This is a genomic window from Iodidimonas nitroreducens (genome assembly GCA_000710935.1).
Taxonomy (GTDB): Bacteria; Pseudomonadota; Alphaproteobacteria; order Sphingomonadales; family Rhodothalassiaceae; genus Iodidimonas; species Iodidimonas nitroreducens.
The window spans coordinates 1-26,428 of the sequence record BAYV01000014.1; the positions used below are offsets into that span (position 1 = coordinate 1).

Genomic DNA, 26,428 nt, shown 5'->3' on the forward strand with positions numbered 1-26,428 from the left:
GCAACGCTTTGGGAATCCCGTTTATGAGTTTACGGCCTAAAATCTTTCATGATTGAGGTCCCGTTTCTGATCCATCCTGTTCGGCTCTCATTCTTACAAGCCGTGATCTGCACTGTTACCCATCGTGGCAAAATATGGCACTTTGATCTGCTGATCTTCCTATCATCGCGCCGATTGCAGAGCACGATGCGCGCCCGCAACCGGATGAATTAAAGTTCATCGTTTCGGGCAGAACAACCCTTTTTAAACGAAAAAGTTTCACAGTCTCGTTTAAACGAAAGTCCCCCTTAGAGCCTTTTCCGATCAAAGTGGATCGGATCAAATGCTCTAAATATCTGTTTGAACGCGAAAACCTTGCCGCGTCGTGATCCCACTCCGCTCGAAATCGCTCTAGCTCCTGAGCGAGGGAAAGGCTCGGCCCCTTGGATGGTTTTCCATCCGCGCCCCCTCCCTTTTCATGAAGCTTTTCTTTTCCGGGCAGAGCTGAAATGCTGCGCCTTCGGATTGCTGCAAGCATCACATCTTGTCAGGAAATATTCTTATGTCTTTGCCGATCACCCTCTTGGCGGCGTCTTTACTGGTTAGTTTATTTCTGATTCTGATTGTCAGAAATATTCAGGCGCGTTTGCTTAAAATCAAGGCGGATCAATCGGGTGGCGCTTCGCCCGAGATCGAAGCGCAGTTAAATCACCGGATGCGCGTGGTTGCCAATTTCTCTGAATATGCGCCTTTGGGTCTCGTGATTCTGGGGGCATTGGAAGCCGCACGCGCCCCCACATTTCTGGTCATGGGGGTGGCGATTGCGCTGGTTCTGGGCCGTATTCTTCATGCCTGGGGCTTTTCCCGCTCGGCGGGGGCAAGCTTTGGCCGCATGTGGGGCACCATCATCACCCTGCTGACATTGATCGTCGCGGCCCTGGGCGGGCTTTATACGGCGCTGTTGATGGGCTGATCATTTGCCGCTAAACCGCATGCTTTCCAGTTTTTGGCTAAGATTGGGCCGTGCTTGCGGCTAAAAGCCATGAGGAGCCGGATATCATGCTGTTGCGCCAGCCGCCCTTTGCCCTGTTTGATCGCGCACTGGATGAAGGCGCGCCCGCGACGGGTGGAGAGGATCAGACGATCGACAGCCGGGCCATGGGGGCGCGGCTTTTCAGCCAGCCCATTGCCTTTTTATGTGCCCGGGATGTGGATGCGGTTTGGCCGGTTCTCGAACAGGCCGAGGCGGCGCTGGCCGCAGGCCATTGGCTGGCGGGCTGGATCGCTTATGAGGCAGCGGCCGCTTTTGAGCCGAAAATCCGCAAAGCCCAGCGCTTTGATCCTCAGGAACCGCTGATCTGGCTGGGGGTGTTTCCCGCCCCCCTTGATCTTTCGCCCCCAGATCTGGATGATCTTTTTGCTCAGGCTCATTCCGGCACGATCAGGCGCGCTGTTTTATCCCATCCTCGATTGTCTGAGACGATAAAGGATTATGAAGTGGCCTTTGCCCGCATTCGCACGGGACTTGATGCGGGCGAACTTTACCAGATCAATTACAGCATGAGGCTGGATCTGGAGCTTGAAGGGGACCCGCTCAGCCTTTATCAGCAGCTGCGCAAGGCCCAGCCCGTGGCCTATGGCGCTTATGTTCATGATGGTAAGCGGCAGATTCTCTCGCGCTCGCCCGAGCTTTTTGTGAGGCGTCACAAGGGCATGCTGGAGACCCGCCCGATGAAGGGAACATTGGCGCGGGGCCTTGATCTGGAGGACGACCGCCGCCGGGCCGCTTTTTTGCGGGATGATGAAAAATCGCGCGCGGAAAATCTGATGATCGTTGATCTGTTGCGCAATGATCTAAGCCGCATTGCCGCCCCCGGCAGTGTCGAGGTGCCGGGCCTTTTTGAAATCGAACACTATCCCACCGTGCTCCAGATGATTTCAAGGATCAGGGCGCAGCCACGGCCCGATCTGGGCTTTGCTGCCTTGATCGAGGCCATGATGCCCTGTGGATCGATCACCGGGGCCCCGAAAATCAGGGCGATGGAATGGATTGCCGCCCTCGAAAATCAACCGCGCGGGATTTATACGGGGGCCATTGGCTGGGCTGCCCCGGATGGGGATCTGTGCTTTAATGTAGCGATCAGAACATTGGTGGAGCAGATCGCGCCAGCCCCAAATAGCCCCGAACCAACCACCCCGCGCCGGATGTTTCGCTTAGGGCTGGGGAGCGGGATCGTGGCTGATAGCCAATGGCGCGCCGAATATGAGGAATGCCTGCTCAAGGGGCAGTTTTTGGGGCCAAAGCTATTAGGAGAGGATTGCGGCCGTTCCAATAAGAACGGTGATGCCAGCCCCGATGCCAGCCCTGACGCCAGCAGCCCCGATGCCAGTATTGATGATGCCCCATGGGCGCAAGCCGATTTTGCCCTCATTGAAACCATGCTCTGGCAATCCGGTGTTGGATTTCCGCGCCTGCCCCGGCATCTCGCCCGATTGCGCGCTTCGGCGCAGTATTTTGCCATTCCTTATGACGAAGATGTGATCTTACGAACATGTGATCAGGCTCTTGCACAAGATTTTGATGGCCGATCTGATGCCAGGATGGAGGATGCTTCAGGCAAGCGCCTTGTGCGTCTGCTGCTCGGGCGCTCGGGTGCGGTCAGTGTTATGGTCGCGCCCTTCCGGCCCTGGCAAAGCCCGATCCGGCTGCATCTGGCCCCCCGGCCTTTGCACAGTCAGGATCTTTTGGGGCGGCACAAAACCACTTTGCGCCAACGCTATGCCGTTCATGATGCGGCAGGAAAGCCATTGTCATCGAGGCTTGCATCAGATGAAGACGAGATCATTTTCTGTAATGAACATGGGCATTTATGTGAAGGGTTGCGCAGTAATCTGTTTATCAGGCGGGGCCAATTTCTGCTCACGCCCGCTTTGGATGAAGGTCCTTTGCCGGGGGTTTTGCGCGCCGAATTGCTAGCCATGGGGCAAGCACAGGAAGCCCGCCTCGATCTTGATGATCTGATCCATGCCGATGCTGTTTATATCGGCAATGCCGTGCGCGGTCTTGGTCGGTGTATGGGCCCATTTTTTCAACCGGGCAGTGGCCATGCTTCCGACAAGAAGCGTTCATAATCAAACCATAATTCTATCTGATCTTGATGAGAATGAATGCAGATGGAGCGATTGTTAACGGTCACTTTACGCGATGCGTGTATTCTTGGATGTTGAAGGCTGCAAAGGGCAGTTGAAAAGGCATCATGGAAAGCCACGTCGTCGCTTGATACGTGAACATCCGGAGCCTCTATCGAATGGAAAGCGGACCATGGCAACCCAACACAAACATGTGACGATGCAATATGCTGATGCCTTAGCCACCGAATTGCTCCGCCATTTGGGATATGAAGCGGCAGAAAAAACCTGCTGTGAAAATCATTGGGATGGTGTTTTGGAAGCTTTGCGTAAGCAAGCCGAGCGCAAGCCCGTGGCCCGTTGAAATAAATAATAAACATTTTAAAACAACATCTTCTGGCCATGTTTGTGGCCCGGATCATTCCTTCATCTGATCATGAACGCACAAGCGAATCGCGGGCGCTAAGGAAATTCTTGGCATCTAGCAAGACATAATTTGGAAACTTTTTGCTTGGAATCGAGCGAAATTCTTGGATTATGTGGCGCGGTTTTGGCACATTGAGCTGAAATCGGGCATCAGCGTTCTAAAAGCCATTATAGATTTGGCTGCATATTTTCGCTATGTCTGTACTGCTAAGGATCACGGTCCGCGCTCTTGAGTGTTCTCTCTGCGCACGGATTTGGATCATTAGGTTATAGAAAATCTTGTCCCGGCTTCGGCACGGGATGGATCAACGCAGGAGAGATGGTGTCATCGTGTGTGGCCAAATTAGCCCGCAAGTTCAGCCGTTTAATTCGTTTGCCAGATGCATCAGATCTGGCGGCGCTCTTTCCTGCATATCTCAACATGGTCATGAATTCGGGCAAGATGGAGCCGTGGTCAGACAATGATGCACAGCGAACACAATCTGCCCGAATCGAGCCGCAGCAGGGGCTGCGGTAGAGTGGCAAGTCCTATGGGAAGAAAAATGCAACCACGATTGAGAAAGCTCGCTTGCTCGACGGCGGTCGCCGTCGCCTTCGTCTGCGGCGCGGGTGTCGCCCAGGCTCAAAGCACAGCGCCACAAGCACCGCCTCCGCCGGTTGAAGTTCAAACCGGTCAGGATCTCGAGCAGATCTTTAAGGAAGCCAATGAAATCAACACATTGGCTCAGGCATCGCAAGAGCGGATTGACGACACCGCCTCTGAAACCCAGCGGCTGCTGCGTGATTTCCAGGCCGTTTTGCGCGAAATTGAAAGCCTGAAAGCCTATAATGCCCAGCAACGCCGGGTTGTCAGCGACCAAGAAAGCCAGATTTCCGAATTGCAGCAGTCCATTGATGAAGTGGTCTCGATTCGTCGGGAAATCACGCCTTTGATGCTGCGGATGATCGATCGTCTTGGGGAGTTTGTCGCTCTCGATGTGCCGTTCCTTAAAGAGCAGCGGACCATGCGGATCGAAAATCTGCGCGAATTCATGGATATGTCGAATATTTCGCCCTCTGAAAAATTCCGCCTCGTGCTGGAAGCCTATCAGATCGAAAATGAATTCGGTCGGACCATCGAATCCTATCGCGGTTCCCTCGAAATCGATGGTCAGGAACGCCAGGTCGATTTTCTGCGCATTGGTCGCGTGGTGCTGGCCTATCAAACCCTTGATGGACAGTTCCAGGGTCGCTGGAATCAGGATAGCAAAAGCTGGGAAGCCTTAGGCGCGGAATATAGTGGTTCCATCGATGCTGCCATGCGCTTTGCGAAAAAGCAGGCAGCACCGCAAATGTACCTCCTGCCGGTTTCCGGTCCTGAACAGTCGAAGGAGGCAAAATAATGAACAAATTTTTCACAACAGCCATTGCCCTGGTGATGAGCAGTGTGGCCTCCGTTGCGTTTGCACAGGATAGCGCCGAACAAACCGAACCGCCTGCACCGCAATCTCAGATGCGTCCGGCTGACCTTGATGCCTTGCTTGAGCAGGTGCGTCGCGGACGGGTAACCGAAACGTCTGAGCATCGCGAACGGGAAGCGGAATTCCGCGCACGCCGTGATCAGCAGGATCGGATGCTTACGGAAGCGCGTCAGGAACGGGGTGCCGAAGAAAAAACCGCTGAGAATCTTGAGCGGACCATCCAGAACAATGAACAGCGCATTCGCGAACTCGATGCCACTTTGCAAGAGCGGCTGGGCGAATTGAAAGAAATGTTCGGCGTGCTGCAGCAGGTAGCCGGCGATATGCGCGGGGTTATCGAAGGTTCACTGGTCACGGTGGAATATGGCAAGGCCGAGCGTGTTGATGGCATCAACAAGCTGATCGAAAAAGCGTCGCGGTCTTCCACTTTGCCGTCGATTGCCGAAATCGAAGTTTTGTGGCAGCAGATGATGCTTGAAATGGTGGCATCGGGTGAAGTCACTAAATTCGATCATACGGTTGTTGCCAGCACGGGCGAGAAACAAACCGTTCCTCTGGTCCGGGTCGGGAATTTCAATCTCGTTTCCGATGGCAAATATTATGATTATCTTGCTGAAAGCGGCAATGTGGTCGAATTGGGCCGTCAACCTTCCGCCCGCTTTACGGGCTCTGCCTCCGCGCTTGTGAATGCCGAGCCGGGTGAAACTGTTGCGTTCGGGGTTGACCCCACGCGCGGCCAGCTTCTCAGCCTGCTGATCCAATCGCCCACTTTGCAAGAGCGGATCGATCAGGGCGGTGCTGTTGGTTATGTGACCCTTGCCCTCGGGGCCATCGGGGTTCTGATCGCGATCATCAAGGCCATCACCTTGTCGATCACCACAGCCAAGGTCCGTGGCCAAAGCAAGAACCCGGGTGATCCCAAAGCCAGCAACCCACTGGGCCGTGTTCTCTCTGTTTATCGAGAGAATAAAGGCGTTGATGTGGAAACGCTGGAACTGAAACTCGATGAAGCCATCCTGCGCGAAACCCCTGCGCTGGAGCGTGGCCTCACGGTGATCAAGCTGATCTCTGCCGTGGCTCCGCTGCTTGGTCTGCTCGGGACCGTGACCGGGATGATCGCGACCTTCCAGGCGATCACCCTGTTTGGTACCGGTGATCCCAAGCTGATGGCCAACGGGATTTCCCAAGCCCTCGTGACAACGGTTATCGGCCTTGTGGTGGCCATCCCGACCTTGCTGATGCACAGCTTCGTTGCTGGCATGAGCAAGAAGGTCATCCACGTTCTTGAAGAACAAAGTGCCGGGATCATCGCTGTTCACGCGGAAAAGGAGCATGGTCGTGCAGTCTCTTCTTGACGCATTGACAGCTATTCAGATCTTCATGGAGAAGGGCGGCGTTGTGCTCTATGGCGTCCTCGCCGTCACCTTCATCATGTGGATCTTGATCATCGAACGCATCTGGTACTTCACCGTTAATGCTAAGCTGGATGTGAAACAGGCTCTGTCCGCATGGGAGTCGCGCGACGAACGGCGTTCGTGGTATGCTCATAAAGTGCGGACGGCGATGATCTCTGAGGTGTCCCAGAACCTCAATACGAATATCGACCTGATCAAGACCCTGGTTGCAACCTGCCCCCTCGTTGGGCTGCTTGGAACCGTGACCGGGATGGTCAGTGTTTTCGATGTGATGGCGGTTCTGGGCAGCGGCAATGCCCGCGCGATGGCGGATGGTGTGTCGAAAGCCACCATCCCCACCATGGCCGGGATGGTCGCAGCCTTGTCAGGCGTGTTTATGAGCACATGGATCGAGCGCAAGGCCAAAAGTCAGGCTGAGCGACTTGAAGACACACTGACGATGGATCATTGAGGAACGAGAAGGCTTGGAGAATTTGACCGCTGCGCTTACCGGCGCAGCGGGATAACCTGAAGTCACACTCAGTAACCGAGAGAATCGATGCGCAAGTTTTCAAAATCCGAAGAGGAAGCAGAGATCAACATGACACCGATGCTCGACATCGTGTTCATCATGCTGATCTTCTTCATCGTGACTGCATCATTCGTGAAGGAATCCGGCCTTGATGTTAACAAGCCGCCGCCTAACGAACAGGAGCAGAAAGATGACGACAAGAAAAATATCCTGATCCAGGTGGATAGCTCGAACAGGATCTTCGTTAATATGCGGCCCGTTGATATTGCATCCGTGCGCGCCAATGTCGAACGCATGCACGCTGAAAATCCCGAAGGTGTGGTGGTGATTCAGCCTGCACCAGACGCATTTTCCGGTATCGTGGTTGAGATTTATGACCAGGCAAGACAGGCTGGCGTCTATAATGTTTCGATCGCGGAAGCAAAACAGTAACCCTAAAGGGGCGTTTGCCGATCATGGCGGGCGCCCCCTCTATCCATCAATGGGGCACAGGCAGGGTACATCATGAGAGATCACGCTCAAAAGCAAGCAGAAGAAAATGAAATCAACATGACACCGATGCTCGACATCGTGTTCATCATGCTGATCTTCTTCATCGTTACCGCCACCTTCATTAAGGAAGCCGGTGTCGATGTGACGAAGCCGCCAGCCGTAACGGCTGAGAAAAAAGACCGCGCCAGCATTCTGATCGCCATTACGGAGTCGGATGAAATCTGGATGAATCGTAAAAAGGTTGATTTGAAGTCCTTGCAGACAAATATTGAGAAACTGCATGCTGAAAATCCGCAAGGAACCATCGTCATTCAGGCGGATGCCCGATCCAAGGCAGGCTTGATGATTGCCGTGACCGAGGCGGTCAATGATGCCGGCGTTCCGGGCGTTGCCGTATCCACCGAGGAGAACTAGCATGTTAGCGCGTTATGTTACGGCTTTAATGATCGGCACGGCTGTTACCTTTGCCCTTTTTTATATCATGCAGGCATTGGTGGTCAGTGATCGCGTTGAACTGAGCGATATCGAAAGTGTTCGCTTTGTTGATGTGGTGCGGGTGGATCGTCAGCAGGAAGCCAAGCAGGAAGACCGCAAGGTTGAAAAGCCTGTTCCGCCCGAAGCCCCACCGCCCGATCTGGATATCCCCAATGCATCGGCGAATAATGCGAGCCAGGGCTTGAATTTTGGCCAGCTCAATCTGAATGCTGGCCTTGATACCGGCGGCGTTGCTTTGGGGGCCCCCACAGATGGCGATTATCTGCCATTGGTGCGTATTCAGCCGCAATATCCTCGCCGCGCGGCAGAACGTGGCATTGAGGGCTATGTGATTGTGGAACTGACGGTGACACCGCAAGGAACCGTGGAAAATGTCCTGATCGTTGAAGCCGATCCGAAAGGCTATTTCGAACGTGCCGCTGAACAGGCGGCCTATAAATTCAAATACAAGCCCAAGGTCGTCAATGGTGAACCCATCGCTGTGGAGGGTGTGCAATATCTCTTCAGCTTCAATCTTGAAGATGGTGGCCGTCGATAAACTGTATCGGTTGTCCCGATTGTAGGGGCGACCGCACATATCCCCGAAATCGACCTTTGGGAGGGTCATGAGATGATGATGAAACAAAGACTCTTTGGATTGCCACTGTTAACAGCGCTGGGTTTGATGGCTGTGACCGTGCCTGCTGGCTTTGGGCTTTATTCCGCCCCGATGGCGCAAGCCCAAGAAGATGAAAAGCCTGAGCGCAATAGCAAAAAGGTGGATAGCCTGCGCGCCAATATCTACGAGAAGATCGCCAAGGCGCAGGAAAAACTTGAAAAAGGCGAGAAGGCTGAGGCGGTCGAAGATCTCAATGACCTTCTCGAAGATAAGATCAATGATTATGAAACGGCCATCGTTTATCAGATTCTCGCCAGTTCGGTTTATATCGAAGAAGAGAATTACAAGCAGGCTATTGTTGAATATGAAAAGATCCTGAAGCTTGAGCGCATCCCCGAAAGCCTTCAGATTGCCAGCCTCAATGCCTTGGCACAGCTTTATCTGGTGGATGAACAATATAAGAAATCCATCGAATATATGAAGAAATGGATGGCGACCCAAACCAATCCTGGTCCCTCTCCCTATTATTTTCTTGCTCAGGCCTATTATGGGCTCGAAGATTTCAAAAATATCGTACCCAATATCACCAAAGCAATCGAACTGGGTCGGGCCCGTGGGGACGAGCCCAAGGAAAATTGGTATCTTCTGTTGCGCTTGGCCTATTTTGAGCTTGCCCAATATGAAAAGGTCGCTGAAGTCTTGGAATTTCTGACCGTCAATTTTGAAAAACCTGAATATTGGCGCCAGCTGGCAGCGGTTTATTCCGAGCTTGGACAAGAGAAGAAGCAGTTTGCGACCATGGAAGTGGCCTATCGCCAAGGTTATTTGGATAAAGAAAGCCAATTAATCAATATGGCGCAGCTTTATCTTTATCACAGTGTCCCGATCAAGTCGGCTTGGGTCATTGAAAAAGGTATGAAAGACGGCATCATCGAAAAGAACGCCGAGAATTACGAACTTCTGGGCCAGGCCTATCTCAATGCACAGGAAATGCGGAAAGCTGAAGAACCTCTGCGTTTGGCTGCCAAAGATGGTGATGATGGCGAAATCTGGATGCGCTTGGGCCAGGTTTTTGCTGAGCAGGAACGCTGGAAAGAAGCCCTTCCGCCATTGCAAAAAGCGGTTGATTCCGATGATCTGGATGAGCCCGGTTATGCCCATCTTTTGATCGGTATGGCCAATTTCAATACAGATAAATTGGATGACGCCAAAAAAGCCTTTCGTGCTGCGGCTAAATTCGATGAAACGGAAAAAGCTGCCAAACAGTGGGTGGATTATACCAACAAAGAACAGCAGCGCCGCGCGCAATTGACCGAATATTATGGCGGCGGGGGCCAATGATCTTCGCGATCATTTAACCTTGCCCACACTATAGATTTGGCAAATGCGCTAAGGCTCAATTAGAAAGGCCGTCCATGCAGATCTGCATCGGGCGGCTTTTTACGGATGGTCGCATGTGATGAATGATCCTGCTGATCGCAAAAAATGGAACTGGTTCTATGAAGATTGGCATCATCGGATTTGGCTTGATGGGGGCATCCTTGGCCTTGGCCTTACGTGAGGCTGATCCCACGCTGACATTTGTGATCGCCGATCGCGATGCCGGGCATCGTGCAGTCGCCCGGCAGTTGTTCCCTGATTCCGTGATAGGCGATGATCTAACCAGAATCGCAGGCTTGAGCGATATTCTTTTTCTCGCCACCCCGGTCCGAACCATGGGGGCAATTGCGCAGCAGATCGGCCCCTTTTTGAAGCCGGGTATGACCCTCACTGATCTGGGCTCGGTGAAGGAGCAGGTCATCCGTGATATTGCCCCCCATGTGCCAGGCAATTGCCATTTTATTCCAGGGCATCCGGTGGCCGGACGCGAACGATCAGGCCCCAATGATGCAGATCCGCTTATTTTCAAGGATCGGAATTGGGTTCTCACCCCAGATGAAAACTGCAATCCTGAAGCCCTTGATCGTCTGACAAAGCTCTTGGAAGGTCTGCCGATTGCCCATGTTTTGCGGCTCGATGCAGCCAGTCATGATCGTGTTCTTGCCTTCAATTCCCATCTGCCACACATCATTGCCTTTGCGGCGATGCTGGAAAGCGCGAAAATCGGCGAAGACCTTGGTGTTGATATGCGCAATTTCAGTGGCGGCAGCTATGATGATATGACGCGTGTGGCCGCCGCCGATCCGGTGATGTGGCGTGATATTTTTCTCACAAATGGCGAACGCCTTGAAGAGATGATCCGGGCCTTGATCGGGCGGATGGATAATATTCTCGATGCCATGCATGCGAGCGATGAAGCGAAACTCACTGCCCTTATCGCCAAAGCTCGAGACCTCAAAATCCGGGATTGAAGCGGCGGTGGCATGATTTCTTTGGCAGCGTCCCACAAACGGTTTCATCACGCAGGGCATATCCCTCTTTCGTCATCCCGGGTCTCCGCCCGGGATGACGAGAGGGAGGAACCTTATCAAATTCTCCAGCGTCACCCCGGGTCTCCGCCCGGGGTGACGGATGTGGGGGGCAAGCTCGGAATGAGAAAAGTCTTTTGAATGCCTTCTCAATCTTCAGGCTCAACCCAGGTTACATGGCCCATTTTGCGGCCCGGCTTGGCAGCAGCCTTGCCATAATGATGGAGATGCGCATAAGGATCGCTCAGAATTTTTTGCCAATGGCTGATATCATCGCCGATCAGATTTTCCATACGCACCCGCCCCAAAGCATCGCTTGCCCCAAGAGGGAGGCCGCAAATCGCCCGGATATGTTGCTCGAATTGGCTGGTCACCGCGCCATCAATGGTCCAATGGCCGCTATTATGAACACGGGGGGCAATTTCATTGACGATGACCTCATGCCGATCATCAATCACAAACATCTCGACCGTTAAAATCCCCACATAATCGAGAGCCGTGGCGATCGCATGGGCATAGCTGATGGCTTGCTCGAAACAGTTTTCATCAATTTGTGCAGGCAGATGGCTGGAGCGCAAAATTCCAGATGCATGGCGGTTTTCAATGGGTGGGTAATGGCGCATAGAGCCATCCCGCGCGCGGGCCAGAATGATCGAGATTTCACGATCAAAAGGGATGAGCTTTTCAACGATCACCAGATCAGAGCCTAAAGCCGTCCAACCGGCCTCAATGCAATCCGGGCCATAGAGGCGGACCTGACCTTTGCCATCATAGCCCAGCCGCCTGGTTTTGGCGATGACCGGATAGCCCAGCGCTTGCGCCGCATCGGCCAAAGCAGCCGCAGTTGCCACATCATGATAAGGGGCCACGGGAATATCGAGCAGGGACAGGAAATCTTTTTCCAGCATCCGATCCTGGCTGGTGGCCAAAGCCTTGATCCCGGGTTGAATAGGCTGCCGTGCCGAGAGAAAATCAAGAGAGGGTGCGGGAACATTCTCAAATTCGAAGCTGATCAGATCAACAGCATCGGCAAATTCGGCGAGGGCTGAGCGATCCTGATAAGATGCCTGCCAGAAACGATCGCAAGCGCGAAATGCCGGACTTTCCGGATCAGGGCAAAAAATGGCCGTGCGATAGCCAAGCCGGGCGGCTGCCAGGGAAAGCATCAGCCCAAGCTGGCCGCCGCCCAAAATCCCGATCCGGGCCCCCGGTGGAAGGATATCGGCCATCTATCAATCCTTTATGGGTGTTGTGCCGACAGATTGTGTTTGGTTCTCGCGAAAGGCATCAAGCCTGGCCGCCACAGTGCTATCGAGAAGGGCGATTACCGATGCCGCGAGCAGGGCGGCGTTTTTGGCCCCGGCTTTGCCAATAGCAAGCGTCCCCACCGGAACGCCCGCAGGCATCTGCACGATAGAGAGGAGGCTATCCATGCCCTTCAAGGATTTGCTTTCAACCGGCACCCCCAAAACAGGAAGCGGAGTGAGGGCTGCGGCCATCCCCGGGAGATGGGCGGCTCCCCCGGCTCCGGCGATGATCAGCTTCAGCCCACGGGATTTGGCTGTTTTGGCATAGTCATAAAGGCGTTCGGGCGTGCGATGCGCGGATATGATCAGCACTTCATGAGGAATGCCCATTTGATCGAGAATATCGGCGCCATGGCGCATCGTGTCCCAATCCGATTGACTTCCCATGATGATGCCGATCAAAGGTTCAGCCGCAGTCATAAGACGCTCCTTTAACGAGCATAAGGGCCATGGTCGGCCGTATTATAGGGATCAGCCGTCGGGATGCAACGACAAGGAACAGAATGCTGGTCATTCTTGACATGATCGTATAATTAATAAAATGTTAAAATCTGCACGAAAGCGAGGGGGGTCGCATGCGCGTTGATGCCATGGATGCAAGCCATTCCGTGTCGAGCGATACACAGCACGCCTTTAGCCCGCGTCGTCGCTCGGCGAAAGATCGTCAAAACAGGGCTTATGAAGAGGCGGCGGAGCGGGTGGATCAGGATGCGGATGCCCTGTATGTATTTGGGATTCCCGAAGAGGATCTGACCACCGAGGTTCGCGCTGCCGTCAGCCGGATATTGAAAGACAATGAAGCCCTGCGCCGACAGCTTTTAAAGGCGGAACGGGTGATCGCGGATTTACATGATCTGGCTGATCATGACAGCTTGACCCCAACTCTTAATCGTCGTGCCTTCATGCGGGAGCTGAACCGCCTTCTGGCTCTGGCCAAGCGGCATAAAACGCCTTTGGCGCTCGCCTATTTCGATATCGATGATATGAAGCAGATTAATGATCGTCTGTCGCATGCGGCAGGGGATGCGGCCCTTTTGAGGATCGGCGAAATGCTGGTGGAGCATTGCCGCAGCTCGGATCTCGTCGCCCGGCTGGGGGGTGATGAATTTGCCATCGTGCTTCCCCATAGCAATGCGGAGCAGGCAGCCGAACTGGCAGCGCGGCTGACGGCCGCCCTGGCTGCGAACCCGCCCATGATCCAAGATGATGTGGTGGACTTGAAGCTCAGCTATGGGGTGAGCATGGCTCAGGCTGATGATCAGGCGGAGCAGCTTCTGGCCCGTGCCGACGCCGATATGTATGCGCACAAAGCCAAAACCAAGGCCGAAGGCGCTGCGGCACAATCCTGACAGCTAGCCCCCAAATTTCAGGCAATGATATCGGGTAGGATTTGATCCTCGATATGGCGAATTTGATCCTTCAGGAGCAATTTGCGTTTTTTCAATCGCATGATCTGAAGCTGATCATAAGAACCGGATTGCTGCAGGGCGACAATCGCACTATCGAGATCGCGATGTTCCTGTTCCAGGGTCAAAAGGCGCTTCTTGAGCTCCGCGTCGCGCAAAGACATCCCATCATGCATGCATCAAGCTCTCGTATGAACAATCCTGCAAAAGATCATAAGCCCTTGGCGCGTGCTTCACAAGCATCGTGGCATTGCCCTTGAGTCGGCGATCAGCGGGCTAATGAAAGGCTTTATCTTGATGAAGGCGGGCCGATGCTCCTTTGCATTTAACCGTATCATGAGCAGCTTTCGCTTTGGGAAAAGATGGTGCCATTGTGTGAAAAGAACGGGCTATGAGGCTTTTGAGAAAGATGCGCAGATGCTGGCAACGATCATAAATATTTTGGAGATCAAGACAGAAGAATTGAAGTGACAATTTGGGGTCAAATATGTTGCGATAGGAATCCACTTCCGTAGCAAAGGAGATTACCGGCATGACTCAACAGGCGCATGTTCAGGCTCTGGCAGATAAGCACGCAACTTTGGAACGTGTTATCACACAGGAAACCAAACGCCCCTCGCCAGATACCCTGCGGATTGCCAAATTGAAGCGGGAAAAACTTTTGCTGAAAGAAAAGATGCGGTTCATGGGCCAATGATCCGCCCTTTTAAAGGAGGAGACAGATAAGGCCAAATCTGACCAGATTTAAAACGGCTTTCAAAGGTCGAATGAACCAGGGCGGCGCAGATGAATGCGACCGCCCTTTTTGTCGAGGGAAAGCCAGCGCAAGTCTTTCCCCTCAGCAAGCCGAAAAGGCATTAAGGGCGGCGGATCGGCCCTCAGCTCTGGGATGGGGCTTCATCAGGGCTATTGGCCTGATCTTCGGCCACATTACCGGATGCCGCGTCGTCAGACTCATCACCCGCTTTGGTGGCTCCGTCCTGATGGCTATTGGCGGCTTTCGCGTTGCGGATGGCGGCGCGTTTCACGGCATCATCCAGTTCGCTTTGTTTGCACAGGCCCAAAGCCACCGGATCCTGCGACCGGATATTGGCGATATTCCAGTGCGAACGATCCCGAATGGCACCGATTGTTGGCTTTGTGGTGCCTACAAGGCGCGAAATCTGGGTATCTGATAGCTCGGGATGATTGCGCAAAATCCAGGAAATAGCGTCGGGTTTGTCCTGGCGTTTGGAAACCGGCGTATAGCGCGGCCCACGGGTGCGGGTTTGTTCCGGCTTTGCACCTTTGCTCAGTTCCAAAGCCGCCGCCGGATCATTCTGGCAGCGACGAATTTCATCCCAGGTCAATTGTCCATTCGCGGTGGGATCGATCCCGGCGATGGATTGACCCACGGTTCCATCGGCGATTCCCTGCACCTCAAGATCATGCAAGCCGCAAAAACGGGCAATCTGCTTGAATGTCAGCGATGTATTATCGATTAACCAAACGGCAGTTGCCATTGGCATCAGGGGCTGGCTCATAGTCCTCTCCAAAACACGCATATTCCATCACCGCTCTTGCCAAGGGCTCTTCCCCGGCAGGTGAAGTGCATGTGTTCATCACAAAAGAGAAGACCCGACGCAAAAGGCGATTGGTATCAAATGACTTTGGCGCAGCTTGCGCAATCAATCAAGGGATTCGCATCGCTTTCCCCTCAAATGCCGAAGATTTTTTGCAAATGGCTCCGATTTTGCCTCTAGCGGCTGCCAAAAGCCTGAGCCACCGGCAAGCGCGCTGCCCTGATGGCCGGGAAAAAGCCGCCGATCAGGCCAATCAGCAGGGCCAGCCACAGGCCTTGGATGAAAAGGTCGCTGCTCAGGCTGAAATTGAAAACCACCTGGGTGAAATTGCCCCCTAAGGTAGAGGCGCTCAACCCATCGAAAAAAACCAGTGCCACCAAAGCCCCGAGCAATCCCCCCACAGCCGAGAGAAAAAGCGATTCTGCCAGCGTGCCGCAAAAGGCGGAAAAGCCTGAAAAACCAATGGCACGAACGGTGGCAATGTCGCGGCTGCGGGCGGAAACCGAGAGATAAATGGTATTGAGCGCGCCCGCCAGCGCCCCCAGCGACATGGCAATGGATAAAGGCCAGCCCAGTACCAGAATGAGATCGGATGTGCGCTCGGATTGTTCGGCATAATAGCGGCGTTCGCTGATGATATCCACCGTGAGCCGGGGATCCTGATCGGCAAAGCTGCGCAAACTTTCGATGGCTTGCGGGTTGATCAGCTTTGCCCGCACCGATTGCACCGAACTGCCCCGGTTGAATTGGTTTTGCACGCCGCCCAGATCGCTCCAGATTTCCGAATCAAAAACGCCGCCGGTGGAAAAGACCCCCACCACGGTCCATTGGGTGGCCCCGAAGCGCAGCATCGAACCCGGTTCAAAGCCATTGAATTCACGCAATAAAGCTTCGCCCACGATCAATTCATTGCGCCCGGGGATAAACATCCGCCCGGCCGTGATGGCGGGTGCGCGGATAGCCACCCCTAGAGGCCCCAGCCCGCGCAAGGGCAGATTGGCCTTGGTCCCGCTCGATTTCTTGATGCCATCCACCACCACATAAAGTTCGCCCGAAACCAAAGACGCGCCATCCCGCTTTAGAAGGCCGGGGGCGGTTTCGATAAGGGCAAGCTGTTCGCGGCTCAAAACGGAATTAAGCTCCGCCCCCGAACCGCCGCGCAAAATGATCGCCACATCTTCAGAACCCGAAGATCCAAGGGTTTGGCGAAAGCCCTGCGACATGGATAAAAACGCCAGTAAAACCGCCACCACAACCGCAATGGTGATGACAGTGGCAAGGCTAAGCCATAATCTTTGGGGCAGGCTTAAAAGCCCGATCCAGATCATCATGAAAATTTGCTTCAACATCATGCATCAAGCCCGGGCAAAAGCGGCGGTGGGTTTTAAACGATAAGCGGCAAAAGCGGGCAAAAGGCCGGTGATCAGCCCCAAAGCCAGCATCAGCCCGAAGGACGAGAGCCAGATGCCGGATGTAAATCCCAAAGGAAAGGGAAAGCCCGGCACAGTGCTGATGAAGCGGGCCATCATCTGGGCCGCCGCCACCCCTAAAAGCCCCCCGATGAGGGCCAGTGCCAGCGATTCCGCCAAAATGAGGGCGAACACCATGCGGGCATCAAAACCCAGCACCTTCATCACGCCGATTTCCCCGGTGCGCTCGCGGATGGATAAAGCCATGGTATTGCCGGTGATGATCAGGATGGTGAACATCGCCGCCCCGCTCACCGATAAAACGATCAGCCCGATATTGCCAAGCTGTTCAACGAAGGATCGGTTAAAGGCTTCTTCGGTGCGGGTTTCGGTGGCATAGGCAGAATTTTGGAAGCGGCTGTCGATGGCTTGGGCAATGGCATCATTTTGCGCCGGATCGAGGGTGGTAAAGCTGATGGTGCCGGTAAAATCGCGGGCAGTGGTGCGGGCTTCATTCAGATAATCATAATGCAGATAAAGGGTATTGGCCGCGATATTGGCCCGGCCCGCGCGATAAATCCCTTCGATCACCAGATCCCAGACATTGGAGCCATCGGCACGTTGCCAGATATTGCTGGAAATGGGGATCAGATCGCCAATCTGCCAGCCATATTGTTTGGCGACATCCTCACCCACCAAAGCCCCACGCCTGTTCTGGATGAAGGCGGCGGCTTGTTCCGGTGGCAGGGCGATATCATCGGCATAAATCTGCAAATAGCTTTGCGGATCGATGGCAAAGCCGAAAATGAAATTGCGCGGTTCCTGATAATAAGACCCCATCCAGCTTTGATGGCTGACCTGGCGCACGCCCTCGATGGCGGCGATGCGATTGACATAGGCAATGGGCAAAGGCTGGGTGAAATTGATCCTGTTAGAGATGATCAGGCGATCGGCGGCGGCCAGATCGGCCCCGGCATTCAGGCCGCGCTCGAAACTTTGCAAAATGCCAAACAGGAAAAAGGCAATGAAAATGGCAAAGGCGGTAAGGGCAAAACGCAGGCGGCTGCGGCTGAGATTGGCCCAGATCAGGGAGAGGGATGCCAAGGCCACGGTCATGATGCCACCATGGCCTCGGCCTCGATGAAGCGGCCCTTGTCCAGATGCAGGATACGGCGGGCATAGCGGGCGGCTTCGGGATCATGGGTGACCATGATGATGGTTTTGCCGAAATCCCGGTTCAGCATTTGCAGCATGGATAAAATCTCATCGGCGGTTTCGCGGTCCAGATCGCCGGTTGGCTCATCGCATAATAAAAAAGCGGGGTCGGAAACGATGGCCCGGGCAATCGCCACCCTTTGTTGTTGCCCGCCCGACATTTCCCTTGGGCTGTGTTTGGCGCGATCTTCCAGCCCCACGATTTTCAGGGCTGTCATCACATGATCCCGGCGCGCCCGGCCCTTCAGATGGGTCAGCAACAAGGGCAGTTCCACATTGCGCGCGGCATTCAGCATGGGCATCAGATTGTAAAATTGAAAGATGAAGCCGATATGCGCGCCCCGCCAACGCGAAAGGGCGCTTTCCCCCAACTGATCGATGCGGGTTTCATCGATGGTGATTGCGCCGCGATCAGGTCTATCCACACCACCCAAAAGATTGAGCAGGGTGGTTTTCCCCGAACCCGATGGCCCCATGATGGCAACGAAATCGCCGCGTGCGATGCTCAGATCAAGCTGATCGAAAATGGTGATGACATGCCCCGCTTTTTCATAGGATTTGCTCACGGCATGCAGATTGATCAGGGGCTTTGCGGTCATGCTTGTGCTCATTTCTCTAAGGCCGGTTCGGTGTTCAAAAAGGCAACATTCACCGCCATATCGGGCAGGATACGCGGATCTTTCTCGCCAAGGCCGATTCGCACCCGCACGGTGGCACGATCCCGATTGGCGGTGGGGATGATGGCGATCACCCGAGCCTTGATCACCCAATCGGGATAGGCATCGAGCCGGGCTTTTACCGGCTGACCGGGGCTGACAAGGCCAATGAAGCTTTCATTCACATCCACCTCGATTTCAAGGCTATCCATATCAACGATGGTGCAGATCCCTGTGCGGGTAAAGCCGCCGCCCGCCGAGCCGGGGGCGATGATCTCGCCCGGCTGGGCATTTTTATCGATCACCACCCCGGAAAAGGGGGCCAGCACCAGATGATCGCGCACCCGTTCTTCGGCGCGCTGTGCCTGCAGGCGGGCGATTTCAAGATCGGCCTCGGCCCGGGCGAGATCTGCGGTCAGGGCCTCCACCGCTGCTTTGGCCTGCGTAAAAGAGGCCTCGCTTGAAAACATGGCCTCGCTTAATTGCGAAACCCGCACCAGAACCCGCTTGGCTTCCGCAAGATTGGCCGTGGTGGCATCCAAAGTGGCCCGGGCGGCAATCATCTGTGCCTTCGCCAAAGACAGATCGATCTGCGCCAAAGCATCATCAAGGCGGGCCACCAATTGTCCTTCTTTTACGGACATGCCTTCTTCCACCAGAATATCGGTGAGTCGGCCGGTGATTTCGGCTGAAACGGTGGCGATGCGCCGCGCCGTGATATAGCCCGATGCATTGAGAATCTCATCACCCTTTGCGGCTTTCGGCTGTTGGGGCGAAGGGGCTGAAACAGGCGAAGCGCTGGATGGGCTATCGGCTTCAGCTAAGCTTGGTGATGGCCTTTGGGCCGCGGTTTGAGGGGGTTTTGCGGCGAAATCAAAAGCCCAAAACGCCACCGCCCCTCCTAAAGCCAGCACAAAAAGCAAAAGGAGGATCGCCCCCATGCTGCCCCGCTTTGAAGCCGGGGCAGAGGGTGCCTGCTTTTGGCTGCGATCGATCGACAGGCTATCGAGCAGGGCTTTCTTGTCGTCCATCACGATCTCCGGTCAGGGATTTGGGCAAACCCATCAGGGGCCATGCTTCTTATTCGTCGGAAATCTGCAAAAGGATTTTTCCCTTATGCAGGCTGCTATCCATCAGCCGATGGGCAAGGGCGGCTTCTTCGAGCGGAAAGATGCTATCGATCATCGGGCGAAAGCGGCCTGCCTCGATCAGGGGCCAAACCAGTTCTTCGACCGATTGCGCCAGGGCCGCCTTGAAAGCCAAAGGCCGGGCCCGCAGGGTCGAGCCGGTGAGGGTGAGGCGTTTCAGCATGATCGGGGCAAGGCTGAGGGTGGTTTCAGGGCCCTTTAAAAAAGCGATGGTGACATGGCGGCCATTCTCGGCCAGACATTGCAGATTGCGCGGCAGATAATCCCCCCCCACCATATCCAGCACCACATCCACCCCGCGCTTATGCGTGATGGCAAGGGTCGCCGCCACAAAATCCTCATCATGATAATTGATCGCCGCATCGGCCCCCAGATCGCGGCAGAAGCGGCATTTCTCATCGCTGCCGGCGGTGGTGATCACATGGGCATCAAAGGCTTTCGCCAATTGGATGGCGGTGGAGCCGATGCCCGATGATCCCCCATGCACCAAAAGCCATTCCCCATGATCGAGACCGCCGCGCTCAAACACATTCGACCAGACGGTGAACACCGTTTCCGGCAGGCCTGCGGCATGGGCAAGGGGCAGGCTTTTGGGGGCGGGGAGCAGGGTTTCAACCGGTGCTGCGCAATATTCGGCATAGCCCCCGCCGGTGACCAAAGCACAGACCCTATCGCCAATGGCCCAGCCCTTCACAGCGGCCCCCAAAGCCGCAATGGTGCCGGAAATTTCAAGGCCGGGAATATCCGATGCGCCGGGGGGTGGGGGATAGCGGCCTTCTCTTTGTATCACATCCGGGCGATTGATCCCGGCGGCCACCACCTTGATCAGCACTTCGCCCGGCCCGGGCGCAGGATCGGGGCGCTGGCATAAGCGCAGCACATCCGGCCCGCCAAATTTCGATATTTCAATGGCCTTCATCGCCTGTCCCCCTGTTCGATTTATGATGAGTGTGACCTGTCATTGTGGCTTAATCAATCCGTGAAGACCATTCCCTGCCATTATCCCCTCAATGGCCAGGACCAAGGAGAGATGCATGTTTCATGATGAACCGGCCAAACCCGCCATGCCCCCCCTCGATGCGCTGGAGCGCGAGGATCTCGACCGCCATTCCCTTACCGAATTGATCGAGCGCATCGCCCGCCTTGATGCCGAAATCGACCGCACAAAAAAGCTTCATGCCGCCAAAGCCGCCAGCAAAGCCGCAGCCGATGCCCTGTTTGGAAAAGGCTGAGATGGCTGAGAAGGGGACAGCCCCTCGCCAATCAATCGGGAGGAATTTTGAAGATCGACGAAAGCTTGCTATACTCAGATCGGGCTGATCCATCCGCAGCATAGATAAAGGCCAAGGGATGCGCGAAACCAAAGCCACCGCACCGGATCATGTCATCCCGTTCACACATGGGGTTGATGGCCTTTATTCTGACGCTATGGCTCTGGCTTATGAAATGCGGGCCTGCCTATCAGATCGCCGGGCTTTGGGATGGTCAAAGGATGGGCCCGGTGATTGGTCCCTTGATGCTGAAAAGGTCTATTGCGTGGAAACCATGCGCATTTCCACCCGGATTCTCCATGTGATTGCCTGGGCGATGGGGCGCAAAGCGGTGGCTGTGGGCGATCTCAGCGCCCAGCAGGCAAAAGCGCCGGAATGGCGCTTGGGGGATCGCGCGCTGTGCCTTGCCCATCCCGATCAGCAGCCGGATATGCAGCTGTTTTTATTGTGCCAGCCTTTTGATGGCCTGTGGTGGCGGAGCGATGCCCTTTATCGCCGGGCGCTGCGCCTGCAAAAGATGCTGCTTTCGGATGAAGCAGCCCATGCCGCACAGGCGATGCCGTCTGCGCCACGGCGCTCATCACCTGCGGTTATCAGCTTGCCCTTTTAAAGAAAAGCCCCACGCAAAACAGCGCCAGTGCTTAAAGCACCAGCGCAGTTTGATCGGTTCTTTGCTTTTTAGGCCGCTGCTGATCGCATAAAGCCGCAACGGATAAAAAAGCCTTATTTCTTGAGCTTGAAGGCACCGAAGCGTTTTTGGAACCGCGCAACCTGGCCACCCCTGTCCATCAGGCGCTGCGCGCCCCCGGTCCAGGCCGGATGGGACGTGGGATCGATTTCCAGCGTCAGGCTATCGCCTTCGGCTCCCCAGGTCGAGCGGGTCATGAATTCGGTACCGTCCGTCATGACCACTTTGATCATGTGGTAATCAGGATGAATGTCTTTTTGCATGGCCCTCTCCGAAAATCTGAAGCGCGGTCTATAGCTTGCCCCAGCCCTGATTGCAAGACCCGTGGCAGCGACATTTGACCCCAAAAGCGTCGATAAGGCAGATTGTTCGCGCGCATCTGCGCTGCTATAGCCTCAATCTACAGAAACCGGAAAGGGAATAAAGCCCTGATGATCGGATCGACCAACTCATGAACGCCGCCGCACCAGAACAAAATGAACATAACGGACAGGCTGAATTGCCCGGGTCCAAATCCGATGGGTCCAAATCCGATGGGTCCAAATCCGATGCAGATGGCCGGTTGAAAGGATTGGCGGGTTTGGCACGGCTGAAGCTGGTGGTGAGCTATGTGCTGCGTTATAAAAAGCTGGCGGCCATGGCTTTGTTATCTTTGTCCATTGCGGCAGCGGCCAATCTGGCGGTGATCGGGGCTTTGCAGCCGGTGATCGATAAAGGGTTCAATGCCGATGATCCGGCGGCGATTGATCGGTCTTTCGCCATTTTATTCGGGATCGTGGTGATTCTCGCCCTGGCGGCCTCGGCGCGGGCCTATTTCGTGACCCTTTTGGGGGAACGGGTGGTGGCGGATCTGCGCCGGGCTGCCCATGCCCGGGTGGTCTCCCTTCATCCGTCGTTTTTTGAAGATAATCGTCCCAGTGAAATCGTTTCGCGACTCACTGCCGATGCCGGGGTGATCCAGCAGGTGGTCAGCACCTCGGTCTCTATCGCTTTGCGCAATAGCGCCCTGTTTATTGGCGGGCTGAGCATGATGGTGATCTATAATCCCGGCCTGATGGCGATCATCACAATGGCCATTCCCCTTATCATCGCGCCGATTCTTTATCTGGGGCGAAAGGTGCGGGCCTTGTCGCGATCGAGCCAGGATCGCATCGCCGATGTGGCCACCATGGCCACTGAAAGTCTCGGCGCGATCCAGGTTGTGCAGGCTTTCACCCGCGAAGGGACCGAGAAAACCCGCTTTCGCGATGCCGTGGAGCGGGCCTATGAAACGGCCCAGCGGCGAATCATGGCGCGGTCGGTTCTGGCGGGGGTGGTGATCTTTCTGATTTCCGCAGCCATCACCTTTATTTTATGGCAGGGCGCGCACGAAGTGGTGGCGGGCCACATGACCGGCGGCGAAATGGCCGCCTTTGTGGGCTATGCGATCATGGCCGCCGCTGCTGCCGGGGCCGTGGTCGAGGTTTATAGCGATTTGCAGCGCGCCGCAGGCGCCGCAGGCCGCTTGGGTGAATTGCTCGAAGCGCGCTCGGCGATCACCGTGCCAGACAATCCTATCGCTTTGCCCCATCCCCTGAAGGGGCGCTTTGCTTTTGAAAATGTTTCTTTCTTTTATCCCTCGAAACCCGCCATTGCAGCCTTGCAAGAGATCAGCTTCGTGGTGGAGCCGGGGCAAACAGTGGCTTTGGTTGGCCCTTCGGGGGCGGGGAAATCAACCATCCTGCAATTATTGATGCGGTTTTTTGATCCGCAATCGGGGCGGGTTCTGCTCGATGATGTGGATATCAGCCAAACCGATCCGGTGGAATTGCGGCAGCATCTGGCTATCGTGCCCCAAGATACGGTGATTTTTGCCGATACGGTGCGGGAAAATATCCGCTATGGCCGGATCGATGCCGATGACGCGGCGGTCGAGGCTGCCGCCATGGCCGCCATGGCCGATGGCTTTATCAAGGATTTACCCGGTGGCTATGAAAGCTGGCTGGGAGAGCGCGGGGTGCGGCTTTCCGGCGGCCAGCGCCAAAGGCTGGCGATTGCCCGGGCGATCTTGCGTGATGCCCCGATTTTATTGCTCGATGAAGCGACCAGCGCCCTTGATGCCGAAGCCGAACGCACGGTGCAGGGGGCTTTGGAACATCTGATGCAGGGCCGCACCAGCCTTGTGATTGCCCATCGGCTGTCCACGGTTTTGAAGGCGGATCGCATTCTGGTGATGGATGAAGGCAGGCTGATTGCCAGCGGCACCCATGCCGAGCTTTTGGCGAGCAATCCCCTTTATGCCCGCCTGGCAAAGCTGCAATTCGATCTGGAGAAAACAGAGCCGCCAGAAACAGGGCCAGAGGAAACAGGGGCTCGCCCCTTGTCGTCCGAGGGCCAGACCCTTGGCCTCAACGCTGGGTAAAGCGCATTTCGATCCGGCGATTGCGGCGCAGGTCTTCGGCGTTGTCGCCGCTTGCGATGGGCTGATATTCGCCAAAGCCCGCTGCCGCCAGGCGATGGGGGGGCACGCCTTCGCTGATCAAAAATTGCACCACGGAAATCGCCCGGGCTGCTGAAAGCTCCCAATTATTGGCGAATTGCGCGGTTTGGATGGGCACCTTGTCGGTATGGCCATCCACCCGCAAAATCCAATCGATATCGCCCGGAATATCACGGCCAATGGCCAAAAGGGTTTGGGCCACCTGCCGCATCTGGGTGCGTCCTTCAAAGCCCAAAGCCGCACTGCCCGAAGCAAAGAGCAATTCCGATTGAAAAATGAAGCGATCCCCTTCGATGCGAATATCCTGCCTTTGCCCCAAAACCGCGCGCAGGCGGCCAAAAAATTCCGATCGATAGCCCGCCAATTCCTCAACTTTCGAGGCCAGCGCCACATTCAGCCGCCGCCCCAGATCAACGATGGTGGCTTTTTGCTGTTCATCCCGCTTTTCCGAGGCATCAAGGGCGGCTTCAAGGCGCGCAAGCTGCTGCTTTAAGGCGATCAGGCTGGCTTCTAAATCCGCCACCTGCCGCCGGGCTTGGGCCGACAGCTCTTTTTCCTGCCGCAGCGCTGTGGTGCGCTCGTCATAGCGATTTTGCAATTCAGCCAGATCGGCGCCCCGGGTTTTAGCTTCATTTTGGGCGGCTTCAAGCTTGCTACGGGTGTTTTCCAAGGTGGATTGGGCAGCGCTGAGCTGATCATCAAGATCATCGCGTTCGCTGCGGATGCTTTGCAGGCTGGCGGAAAGCTGGTTCAAATCATTGCGCAAATCGCGGTTCGTGCTGCGTTCCAGATCCAGAAGCTGGCCCAGTTCCGCCACCTGATCGCGCAGTTGGGCCAAAGCTTCATCCCGCCCCGAAAGGGCCGCGCCCATGAAAAATTGCGCCAGGGCAAAGATCGATAATAAAAACACCAGAACCAGCAGCAGCGTGGATAAAGCATCCACAAAGCCCGGCCAGATATCATCGCCCCCCTCCTGGCGGCGGCGTCTGTGGCTGAGGCTCATGGGGCCTTGTCTCCCCCCTCGCTGCGGCCAGAGGGACCAGAGGAGCTTGTGGGCGTCTTGCGTTCCAAGGCGGTGGCAAGGGTGCGGGCCAGCAATTTGATTTCCGAGCGCAAAAGCTCGGCGCTTTTATTGCCGCTGCGGGATTGATCTTCCAAAAGCTGGCGGATGCCCACATCGATATTGCGCAGATGGGTTTTTGATGCGTCGTCAAGACCTGCGGGCTGATCAAGGGATTGATCGGCCAAACGCTCCAGGGTGCGTTGGGTTTGGGTTTGGGCATCGGTCAGCCGCTTGGTCATCACCTGATCGGCACGCATCTGATCGGTCAGGGCCGCCAGCCCTTCGGACAGGCGCATCAGGGCGGCATTGCCATCATTGCGGGCGGTTTCCGATTGCTCCATGGTGCGGCGCAATTGATCGATGCTGTCGGCGGTTTGTTCCAAAAGGGCGCTGAGATAAGAGCCCGCCGATGGCCCGGCTTCATCCTCATCCGTGCTGGGGCCGCTTTGCAGCCCCCCGCGTGAAATGCGGGCCACGGTGGAAAGCCAATCTTCCAGATCATTATAAAAGCGGTTCTGGGCCTGCCCTGCCTGCAAATCGAGAAAGCCCAAAATCACCGATCCCGCCAGCCCGAACAGGGATGAGGAAAAGGCGATGGCCATGCCGCTCAAGGGATCCTGCAGGCCGCGCTTCAGGGCATCAAACATCAGATTGAGATCGGTGGTATCGACACTGAGGCTTTGAATCGTATTGCCAATGGCGGCCAGAACCGCCAACAGGCCCCAGAAGGTGCCCAAAAGGCCGAGAAAAATCAAAAGCCGGGTGAGATAGCGGGAAATTTCGCGGCTTTCATCCAGCCGCGCCGCGACCCCATCGAGAAGGGTGCGCATGGAAAGGGCGGTCATCTGCACCGGGCGGCCATCCGCCTGTTCGCCGATCATCGCGGCCAGCGGCCCCAGCAATTGCGGGCTGCGCTGGGGCAGGGGGCCGCCACCCCGGCGATAGGCGCGGAGCCAATCTCCTTCGGGTTTTAAGATCAGCACCTGACGAAAGCTGTAGAGAATGCCGATCAGCAAAACCACGCCAATGATGCCGTTCAACAGGGGATTAGCCAAAAAGGCTTCGCTCAATTGCCGCACGAGAAGGGCAATCATCACAGCCACCGCCAGAATGAAGATAATCATGCGGTTCAAAAAGCGTTTTTGTCCGTTCATAGCGGCCCTTTATCCCGTGCTGTGCCTTTGCGGCGATCATTCAATCGGTTTGACAGCCTCTCACCGGTCCTTGGTATCATGCCCTTGAAAAGGGGCGCGCGGCAAGGCCCACGGCATTGTTCCACAACAGGGGAATATCAGCAACCAGCGCCATAAG

General features: G+C 55.4%; 28 protein-coding genes. 16 read left to right on the forward strand and 12 right to left on the reverse strand.

Annotated features, from left to right (window positions below):
* The first annotated feature begins 541 nt into the window (after positions 1-541).
* From AQ1_RS06650 to AQ1_RS06700, 11 genes are all read left to right on the forward strand, one after another.
* Positions 542-952, forward strand: a complete 411-nt coding sequence (locus AQ1_RS06650; protein WP_042085634.1) for an MAPEG family protein — start codon at positions 542-544, stop codon at positions 950-952.
* A gap of 50 nt (positions 953-1,002) precedes the next feature.
* Positions 1,003-3,111 (forward strand): aminodeoxychorismate synthase component I, encoded by a 2,109-nt coding sequence (gene pabB / locus AQ1_RS06655; protein WP_052371069.1) that lies wholly within the window; start codon positions 1,003-1,005, stop codon positions 3,109-3,111.
* Between the two features lie 73 nt (positions 3,112-3,184).
* Positions 3,185-3,472: a hypothetical protein gene (locus AQ1_RS15105; RefSeq protein WP_161760466.1), complete on the forward strand. Its 288-nt coding sequence runs from the start codon at positions 3,185-3,187 to the stop codon at positions 3,470-3,472.
* A 604-nt stretch (positions 3,473-4,076) separates the two neighbouring features.
* Positions 4,077-4,916: a DUF3450 domain-containing protein gene (locus tag AQ1_RS06665; protein ID WP_161760468.1), complete on the forward strand. Its 840-nt coding sequence runs from the start codon at positions 4,077-4,079 to the stop codon at positions 4,914-4,916.
* The gene (locus tag AQ1_RS06670; RefSeq protein ID WP_042085638.1) at positions 4,916-6,349 is read left to right on the forward strand and encodes a MotA/TolQ/ExbB proton channel family protein; all 1,434 of its coding nucleotides are present in this window, start codon (positions 4,916-4,918) and stop codon (positions 6,347-6,349) included. Before AQ1_RS06665 ends, AQ1_RS06670 begins: the two co-directional genes overlap by 1 nt.
* Positions 6,333-6,860, forward strand: a complete 528-nt coding sequence (locus tag AQ1_RS06675; protein WP_042085793.1) for a MotA/TolQ/ExbB proton channel family protein — start codon at positions 6,333-6,335, stop codon at positions 6,858-6,860. Before AQ1_RS06670 ends, AQ1_RS06675 begins: the two co-directional genes overlap by 17 nt.
* Before the next feature lie 87 nt (positions 6,861-6,947).
* Complete coding sequence (locus AQ1_RS06680; protein ID WP_042085640.1) at positions 6,948-7,352, forward strand: ExbD/TolR family protein; 405 nt, start codon at positions 6,948-6,950, stop codon at positions 7,350-7,352.
* Positions 7,353-7,424: 72 nt separating this feature from the next.
* Entirely contained in the window at positions 7,425-7,826 is a 402-nt protein-coding gene (locus AQ1_RS06685) for an ExbD/TolR family protein (RefSeq protein WP_042085642.1), read from the forward strand.
* A gap of 1 nt (position 7,827) precedes the next feature.
* Complete coding sequence (locus tag AQ1_RS06690; protein ID WP_042085644.1) at positions 7,828-8,445, forward strand: energy transducer TonB; 618 nt, start codon at positions 7,828-7,830, stop codon at positions 8,443-8,445.
* Between the two features lie 99 nt (positions 8,446-8,544).
* Complete coding sequence (locus AQ1_RS06695; protein ID WP_052371071.1) at positions 8,545-9,846, forward strand: tetratricopeptide repeat protein; 1,302 nt, start codon at positions 8,545-8,547, stop codon at positions 9,844-9,846.
* A 158-nt stretch (positions 9,847-10,004) separates the two neighbouring features.
* The gene (locus AQ1_RS06700) at positions 10,005-10,856 is read left to right on the forward strand and encodes a prephenate dehydrogenase (RefSeq protein ID WP_042085647.1); all 852 of its coding nucleotides are present in this window, start codon (positions 10,005-10,007) and stop codon (positions 10,854-10,856) included.
* Positions 10,857-11,062: 206 nt separating this feature from the next.
* On the opposite strand, the gene AQ1_RS06705 is transcribed toward AQ1_RS06700, so the two are convergent.
* Both AQ1_RS06705 and purE read right to left on the reverse strand, forming a co-directional pair.
* Entirely contained in the window at positions 11,063-12,142 is a 1,080-nt protein-coding gene (locus AQ1_RS06705; RefSeq protein WP_042085649.1) for a 5-(carboxyamino)imidazole ribonucleotide synthase, read from the reverse strand.
* Between the two features lie 3 nt (positions 12,143-12,145).
* Positions 12,146-12,640 carry a 5-(carboxyamino)imidazole ribonucleotide mutase gene (purE, locus tag AQ1_RS06710; protein ID WP_042085652.1) on the reverse strand — a complete coding sequence of 165 codons (495 nt, stop codon included), beginning with the start codon at positions 12,638-12,640 and terminating at the stop codon, positions 12,146-12,148.
* Positions 12,641-12,795: 155 nt separating this feature from the next.
* Here purE and AQ1_RS06715 point away from each other — a divergent pair, with 155 nt between their 5' ends.
* Positions 12,796-13,569: a GGDEF domain-containing protein gene (locus AQ1_RS06715; RefSeq protein WP_042085653.1), complete on the forward strand. Its 774-nt coding sequence runs from the start codon at positions 12,796-12,798 to the stop codon at positions 13,567-13,569.
* A gap of 17 nt (positions 13,570-13,586) precedes the next feature.
* Here AQ1_RS06715 and AQ1_RS06720 read toward each other — a convergent pair whose 3' ends face one another.
* On the reverse strand, positions 13,587-13,790 hold the full coding sequence (locus AQ1_RS06720; RefSeq protein WP_281302273.1) for a YdcH family protein: 204 nt from the start codon (positions 13,788-13,790) through the stop codon (positions 13,587-13,589).
* A 368-nt stretch (positions 13,791-14,158) separates the two neighbouring features.
* On the opposite strand from AQ1_RS06720, the gene AQ1_RS14855 reads away from it, so the two are divergent.
* Positions 14,159-14,323, forward strand: a complete 165-nt coding sequence (locus AQ1_RS14855) for a YdcH family protein (protein WP_081837140.1) — start codon at positions 14,159-14,161, stop codon at positions 14,321-14,323.
* A gap of 181 nt (positions 14,324-14,504) precedes the next feature.
* Here AQ1_RS14855 and AQ1_RS06730 read toward each other — a convergent pair whose 3' ends face one another.
* The 6 genes from AQ1_RS06730 to AQ1_RS06755 all read right to left on the reverse strand — a co-directional run bounded on the left by AQ1_RS06730 (position 14,505) and on the right by AQ1_RS06755 (position 20,535).
* On the reverse strand, positions 14,505-15,149 hold the full coding sequence (locus AQ1_RS06730; protein ID WP_081837141.1) for a DUF1013 domain-containing protein: 645 nt from the start codon (positions 15,147-15,149) through the stop codon (positions 14,505-14,507).
* A 215-nt stretch (positions 15,150-15,364) separates the two neighbouring features.
* Entirely contained in the window at positions 15,365-16,540 is a 1,176-nt protein-coding gene (locus tag AQ1_RS06735) for an ABC transporter permease (protein WP_042085658.1), read from the reverse strand.
* Positions 16,541-16,543: 3 nt separating this feature from the next.
* Entirely contained in the window at positions 16,544-17,713 is a 1,170-nt protein-coding gene (locus tag AQ1_RS06740) for an ABC transporter permease (protein WP_042085660.1), read from the reverse strand.
* Complete coding sequence (locus tag AQ1_RS06745) at positions 17,710-18,411, reverse strand: ABC transporter ATP-binding protein (RefSeq protein ID WP_042085802.1); 702 nt, start codon at positions 18,409-18,411, stop codon at positions 17,710-17,712. Before AQ1_RS06745 ends, AQ1_RS06740 begins: the two co-directional genes overlap by 4 nt.
* An 8-nt stretch (positions 18,412-18,419) precedes the next feature.
* Positions 18,420-19,499 (reverse strand): efflux RND transporter periplasmic adaptor subunit, encoded by a 1,080-nt coding sequence (locus tag AQ1_RS06750; RefSeq protein WP_042085663.1) that lies wholly within the window; start codon positions 19,497-19,499, stop codon positions 18,420-18,422.
* Between the two features lie 49 nt (positions 19,500-19,548).
* A complete protein-coding gene (locus AQ1_RS06755) occupies positions 19,549-20,535 on the reverse strand; it encodes an NAD(P)H-quinone oxidoreductase (protein WP_042085666.1) in 987 nt (328 codons plus the stop codon).
* 115 nt (positions 20,536-20,650) lie between these two features.
* On the opposite strand from AQ1_RS06755, the gene AQ1_RS06760 reads away from it, so the two are divergent.
* Together AQ1_RS06760 and AQ1_RS06765 are read left to right on the forward strand one after the other, a co-directional pair.
* Positions 20,651-20,848: a DUF1192 family protein gene (locus AQ1_RS06760; RefSeq protein WP_150007125.1), complete on the forward strand. Its 198-nt coding sequence runs from the start codon at positions 20,651-20,653 to the stop codon at positions 20,846-20,848.
* 118 nt (positions 20,849-20,966) lie between these two features.
* Positions 20,967-21,497, forward strand: coding sequence for a DUF1465 family protein (locus AQ1_RS06765; protein ID WP_042085671.1), 531 nt, complete (start codon positions 20,967-20,969; stop codon positions 21,495-21,497).
* 113 nt (positions 21,498-21,610) lie between these two features.
* Here the strand turns inward: AQ1_RS06765 and rpmE are convergent, their stop codons facing one another.
* Complete coding sequence (gene rpmE, locus AQ1_RS06770) at positions 21,611-21,838, reverse strand: 50S ribosomal protein L31 (RefSeq protein ID WP_042085673.1); 228 nt, start codon at positions 21,836-21,838, stop codon at positions 21,611-21,613.
* Between the two features lie 188 nt (positions 21,839-22,026).
* On the opposite strand from rpmE, the gene AQ1_RS06775 reads away from it, so the two are divergent.
* Positions 22,027-23,976: an ABC transporter transmembrane domain-containing protein gene (locus AQ1_RS06775; protein WP_081837142.1), complete on the forward strand. Its 1,950-nt coding sequence runs from the start codon at positions 22,027-22,029 to the stop codon at positions 23,974-23,976.
* On the opposite strand, the gene AQ1_RS06780 is transcribed toward AQ1_RS06775, so the two are convergent.
* Both AQ1_RS06780 and AQ1_RS06785 read right to left on the reverse strand, forming a co-directional pair.
* Positions 23,963-25,057 carry a peptidoglycan -binding protein gene (locus AQ1_RS06780; RefSeq protein ID WP_042085674.1) on the reverse strand — a complete coding sequence of 365 codons (1,095 nt, stop codon included), beginning with the start codon at positions 25,055-25,057 and terminating at the stop codon, positions 23,963-23,965. The two genes, AQ1_RS06775 and AQ1_RS06780, sit on opposite strands and share 14 nt — an antisense overlap.
* Complete coding sequence (locus AQ1_RS06785; RefSeq protein ID WP_042085677.1) at positions 25,054-26,271, reverse strand: MotA/TolQ/ExbB proton channel family protein; 1,218 nt, start codon at positions 26,269-26,271, stop codon at positions 25,054-25,056. The genes AQ1_RS06780 and AQ1_RS06785 overlap by 4 nt, the downstream gene beginning before the upstream one ends.
* Positions 26,272-26,428: the final 157 nt, after the last annotated feature.

Bases quoted from the DNA above. Each gene is read 5' to 3' on its own strand.
- AQ1_RS06650 (WP_042085634.1), top strand. From the start codon at position 542: ATGTCTTTGCCGATCACCCTCTTGGCGGCGTCTTTACTGGTTAGTTTA.
- AQ1_RS15105 (WP_161760466.1), top strand. From the start codon at position 3,185: ATGCGTGTATTCTTGGATGTTGAAGGCTGCAAAGGGCAGTTGAAAAGG.
- AQ1_RS06665 (WP_161760468.1), top strand. From the start codon at position 4,077: ATGCAACCACGATTGAGAAAGCTCGCTTGCTCGACGGCGGTCGCCGTC.
- AQ1_RS06670 (WP_042085638.1), top strand. From the start codon at position 4,916: ATGAACAAATTTTTCACAACAGCCATTGCCCTGGTGATGAGCAGTGTG.
- AQ1_RS06680 (WP_042085640.1), top strand. From the start codon at position 6,948: ATGCGCAAGTTTTCAAAATCCGAAGAGGAAGCAGAGATCAACATGACA.
- AQ1_RS06685 (WP_042085642.1), top strand. From the start codon at position 7,425: ATGAGAGATCACGCTCAAAAGCAAGCAGAAGAAAATGAAATCAACATG.
- AQ1_RS06690 (WP_042085644.1), top strand. From the start codon at position 7,828: ATGTTAGCGCGTTATGTTACGGCTTTAATGATCGGCACGGCTGTTACC.
- AQ1_RS06700 (WP_042085647.1), top strand. From the start codon at position 10,005: ATGAAGATTGGCATCATCGGATTTGGCTTGATGGGGGCATCCTTGGCC.
- AQ1_RS06705 (WP_042085649.1), bottom strand. From the start codon at position 12,142: ATGGCCGATATCCTTCCACCGGGGGCCCGGATCGGGATTTTGGGCGGC.
- purE (WP_042085652.1), bottom strand. From the start codon at position 12,640: ATGACTGCGGCTGAACCTTTGATCGGCATCATCATGGGAAGTCAATCG.
- AQ1_RS06715 (WP_042085653.1), top strand. From the start codon at position 12,796: ATGCGCGTTGATGCCATGGATGCAAGCCATTCCGTGTCGAGCGATACA.
- AQ1_RS06720 (WP_281302273.1), bottom strand. From the start codon at position 13,790: ATGTCTTTGCGCGACGCGGAGCTCAAGAAGCGCCTTTTGACCCTGGAA.
- AQ1_RS14855 (WP_081837140.1), top strand. From the start codon at position 14,159: ATGACTCAACAGGCGCATGTTCAGGCTCTGGCAGATAAGCACGCAACT.
- AQ1_RS06730 (WP_081837141.1), bottom strand. From the start codon at position 15,149: ATGAGCCAGCCCCTGATGCCAATGGCAACTGCCGTTTGGTTAATCGAT.
- AQ1_RS06735 (WP_042085658.1), bottom strand. From the start codon at position 16,540: ATGATGTTGAAGCAAATTTTCATGATGATCTGGATCGGGCTTTTAAGC.
- AQ1_RS06740 (WP_042085660.1), bottom strand. From the start codon at position 17,713: ATGACCGTGGCCTTGGCATCCCTCTCCCTGATCTGGGCCAATCTCAGC.
- AQ1_RS06745 (WP_042085802.1), bottom strand. From the start codon at position 18,411: ATGACCGCAAAGCCCCTGATCAATCTGCATGCCGTGAGCAAATCCTAT.
- AQ1_RS06750 (WP_042085663.1), bottom strand. From the start codon at position 19,499: ATGGACGACAAGAAAGCCCTGCTCGATAGCCTGTCGATCGATCGCAGC.
- AQ1_RS06755 (WP_042085666.1), bottom strand. From the start codon at position 20,535: ATGAAGGCCATTGAAATATCGAAATTTGGCGGGCCGGATGTGCTGCGC.
- AQ1_RS06760 (WP_150007125.1), top strand. From the start codon at position 20,651: ATGTTTCATGATGAACCGGCCAAACCCGCCATGCCCCCCCTCGATGCG.
- AQ1_RS06765 (WP_042085671.1), top strand. From the start codon at position 20,967: ATGCGCGAAACCAAAGCCACCGCACCGGATCATGTCATCCCGTTCACA.
- rpmE (WP_042085673.1), bottom strand. From the start codon at position 21,838: ATGCAAAAAGACATTCATCCTGATTACCACATGATCAAAGTGGTCATG.
- AQ1_RS06775 (WP_081837142.1), top strand. From the start codon at position 22,027: ATGAACGCCGCCGCACCAGAACAAAATGAACATAACGGACAGGCTGAA.
- AQ1_RS06780 (WP_042085674.1), bottom strand. From the start codon at position 25,057: ATGAGCCTCAGCCACAGACGCCGCCGCCAGGAGGGGGGCGATGATATC.
- AQ1_RS06785 (WP_042085677.1), bottom strand. From the start codon at position 26,271: ATGAACGGACAAAAACGCTTTTTGAACCGCATGATTATCTTCATTCTG.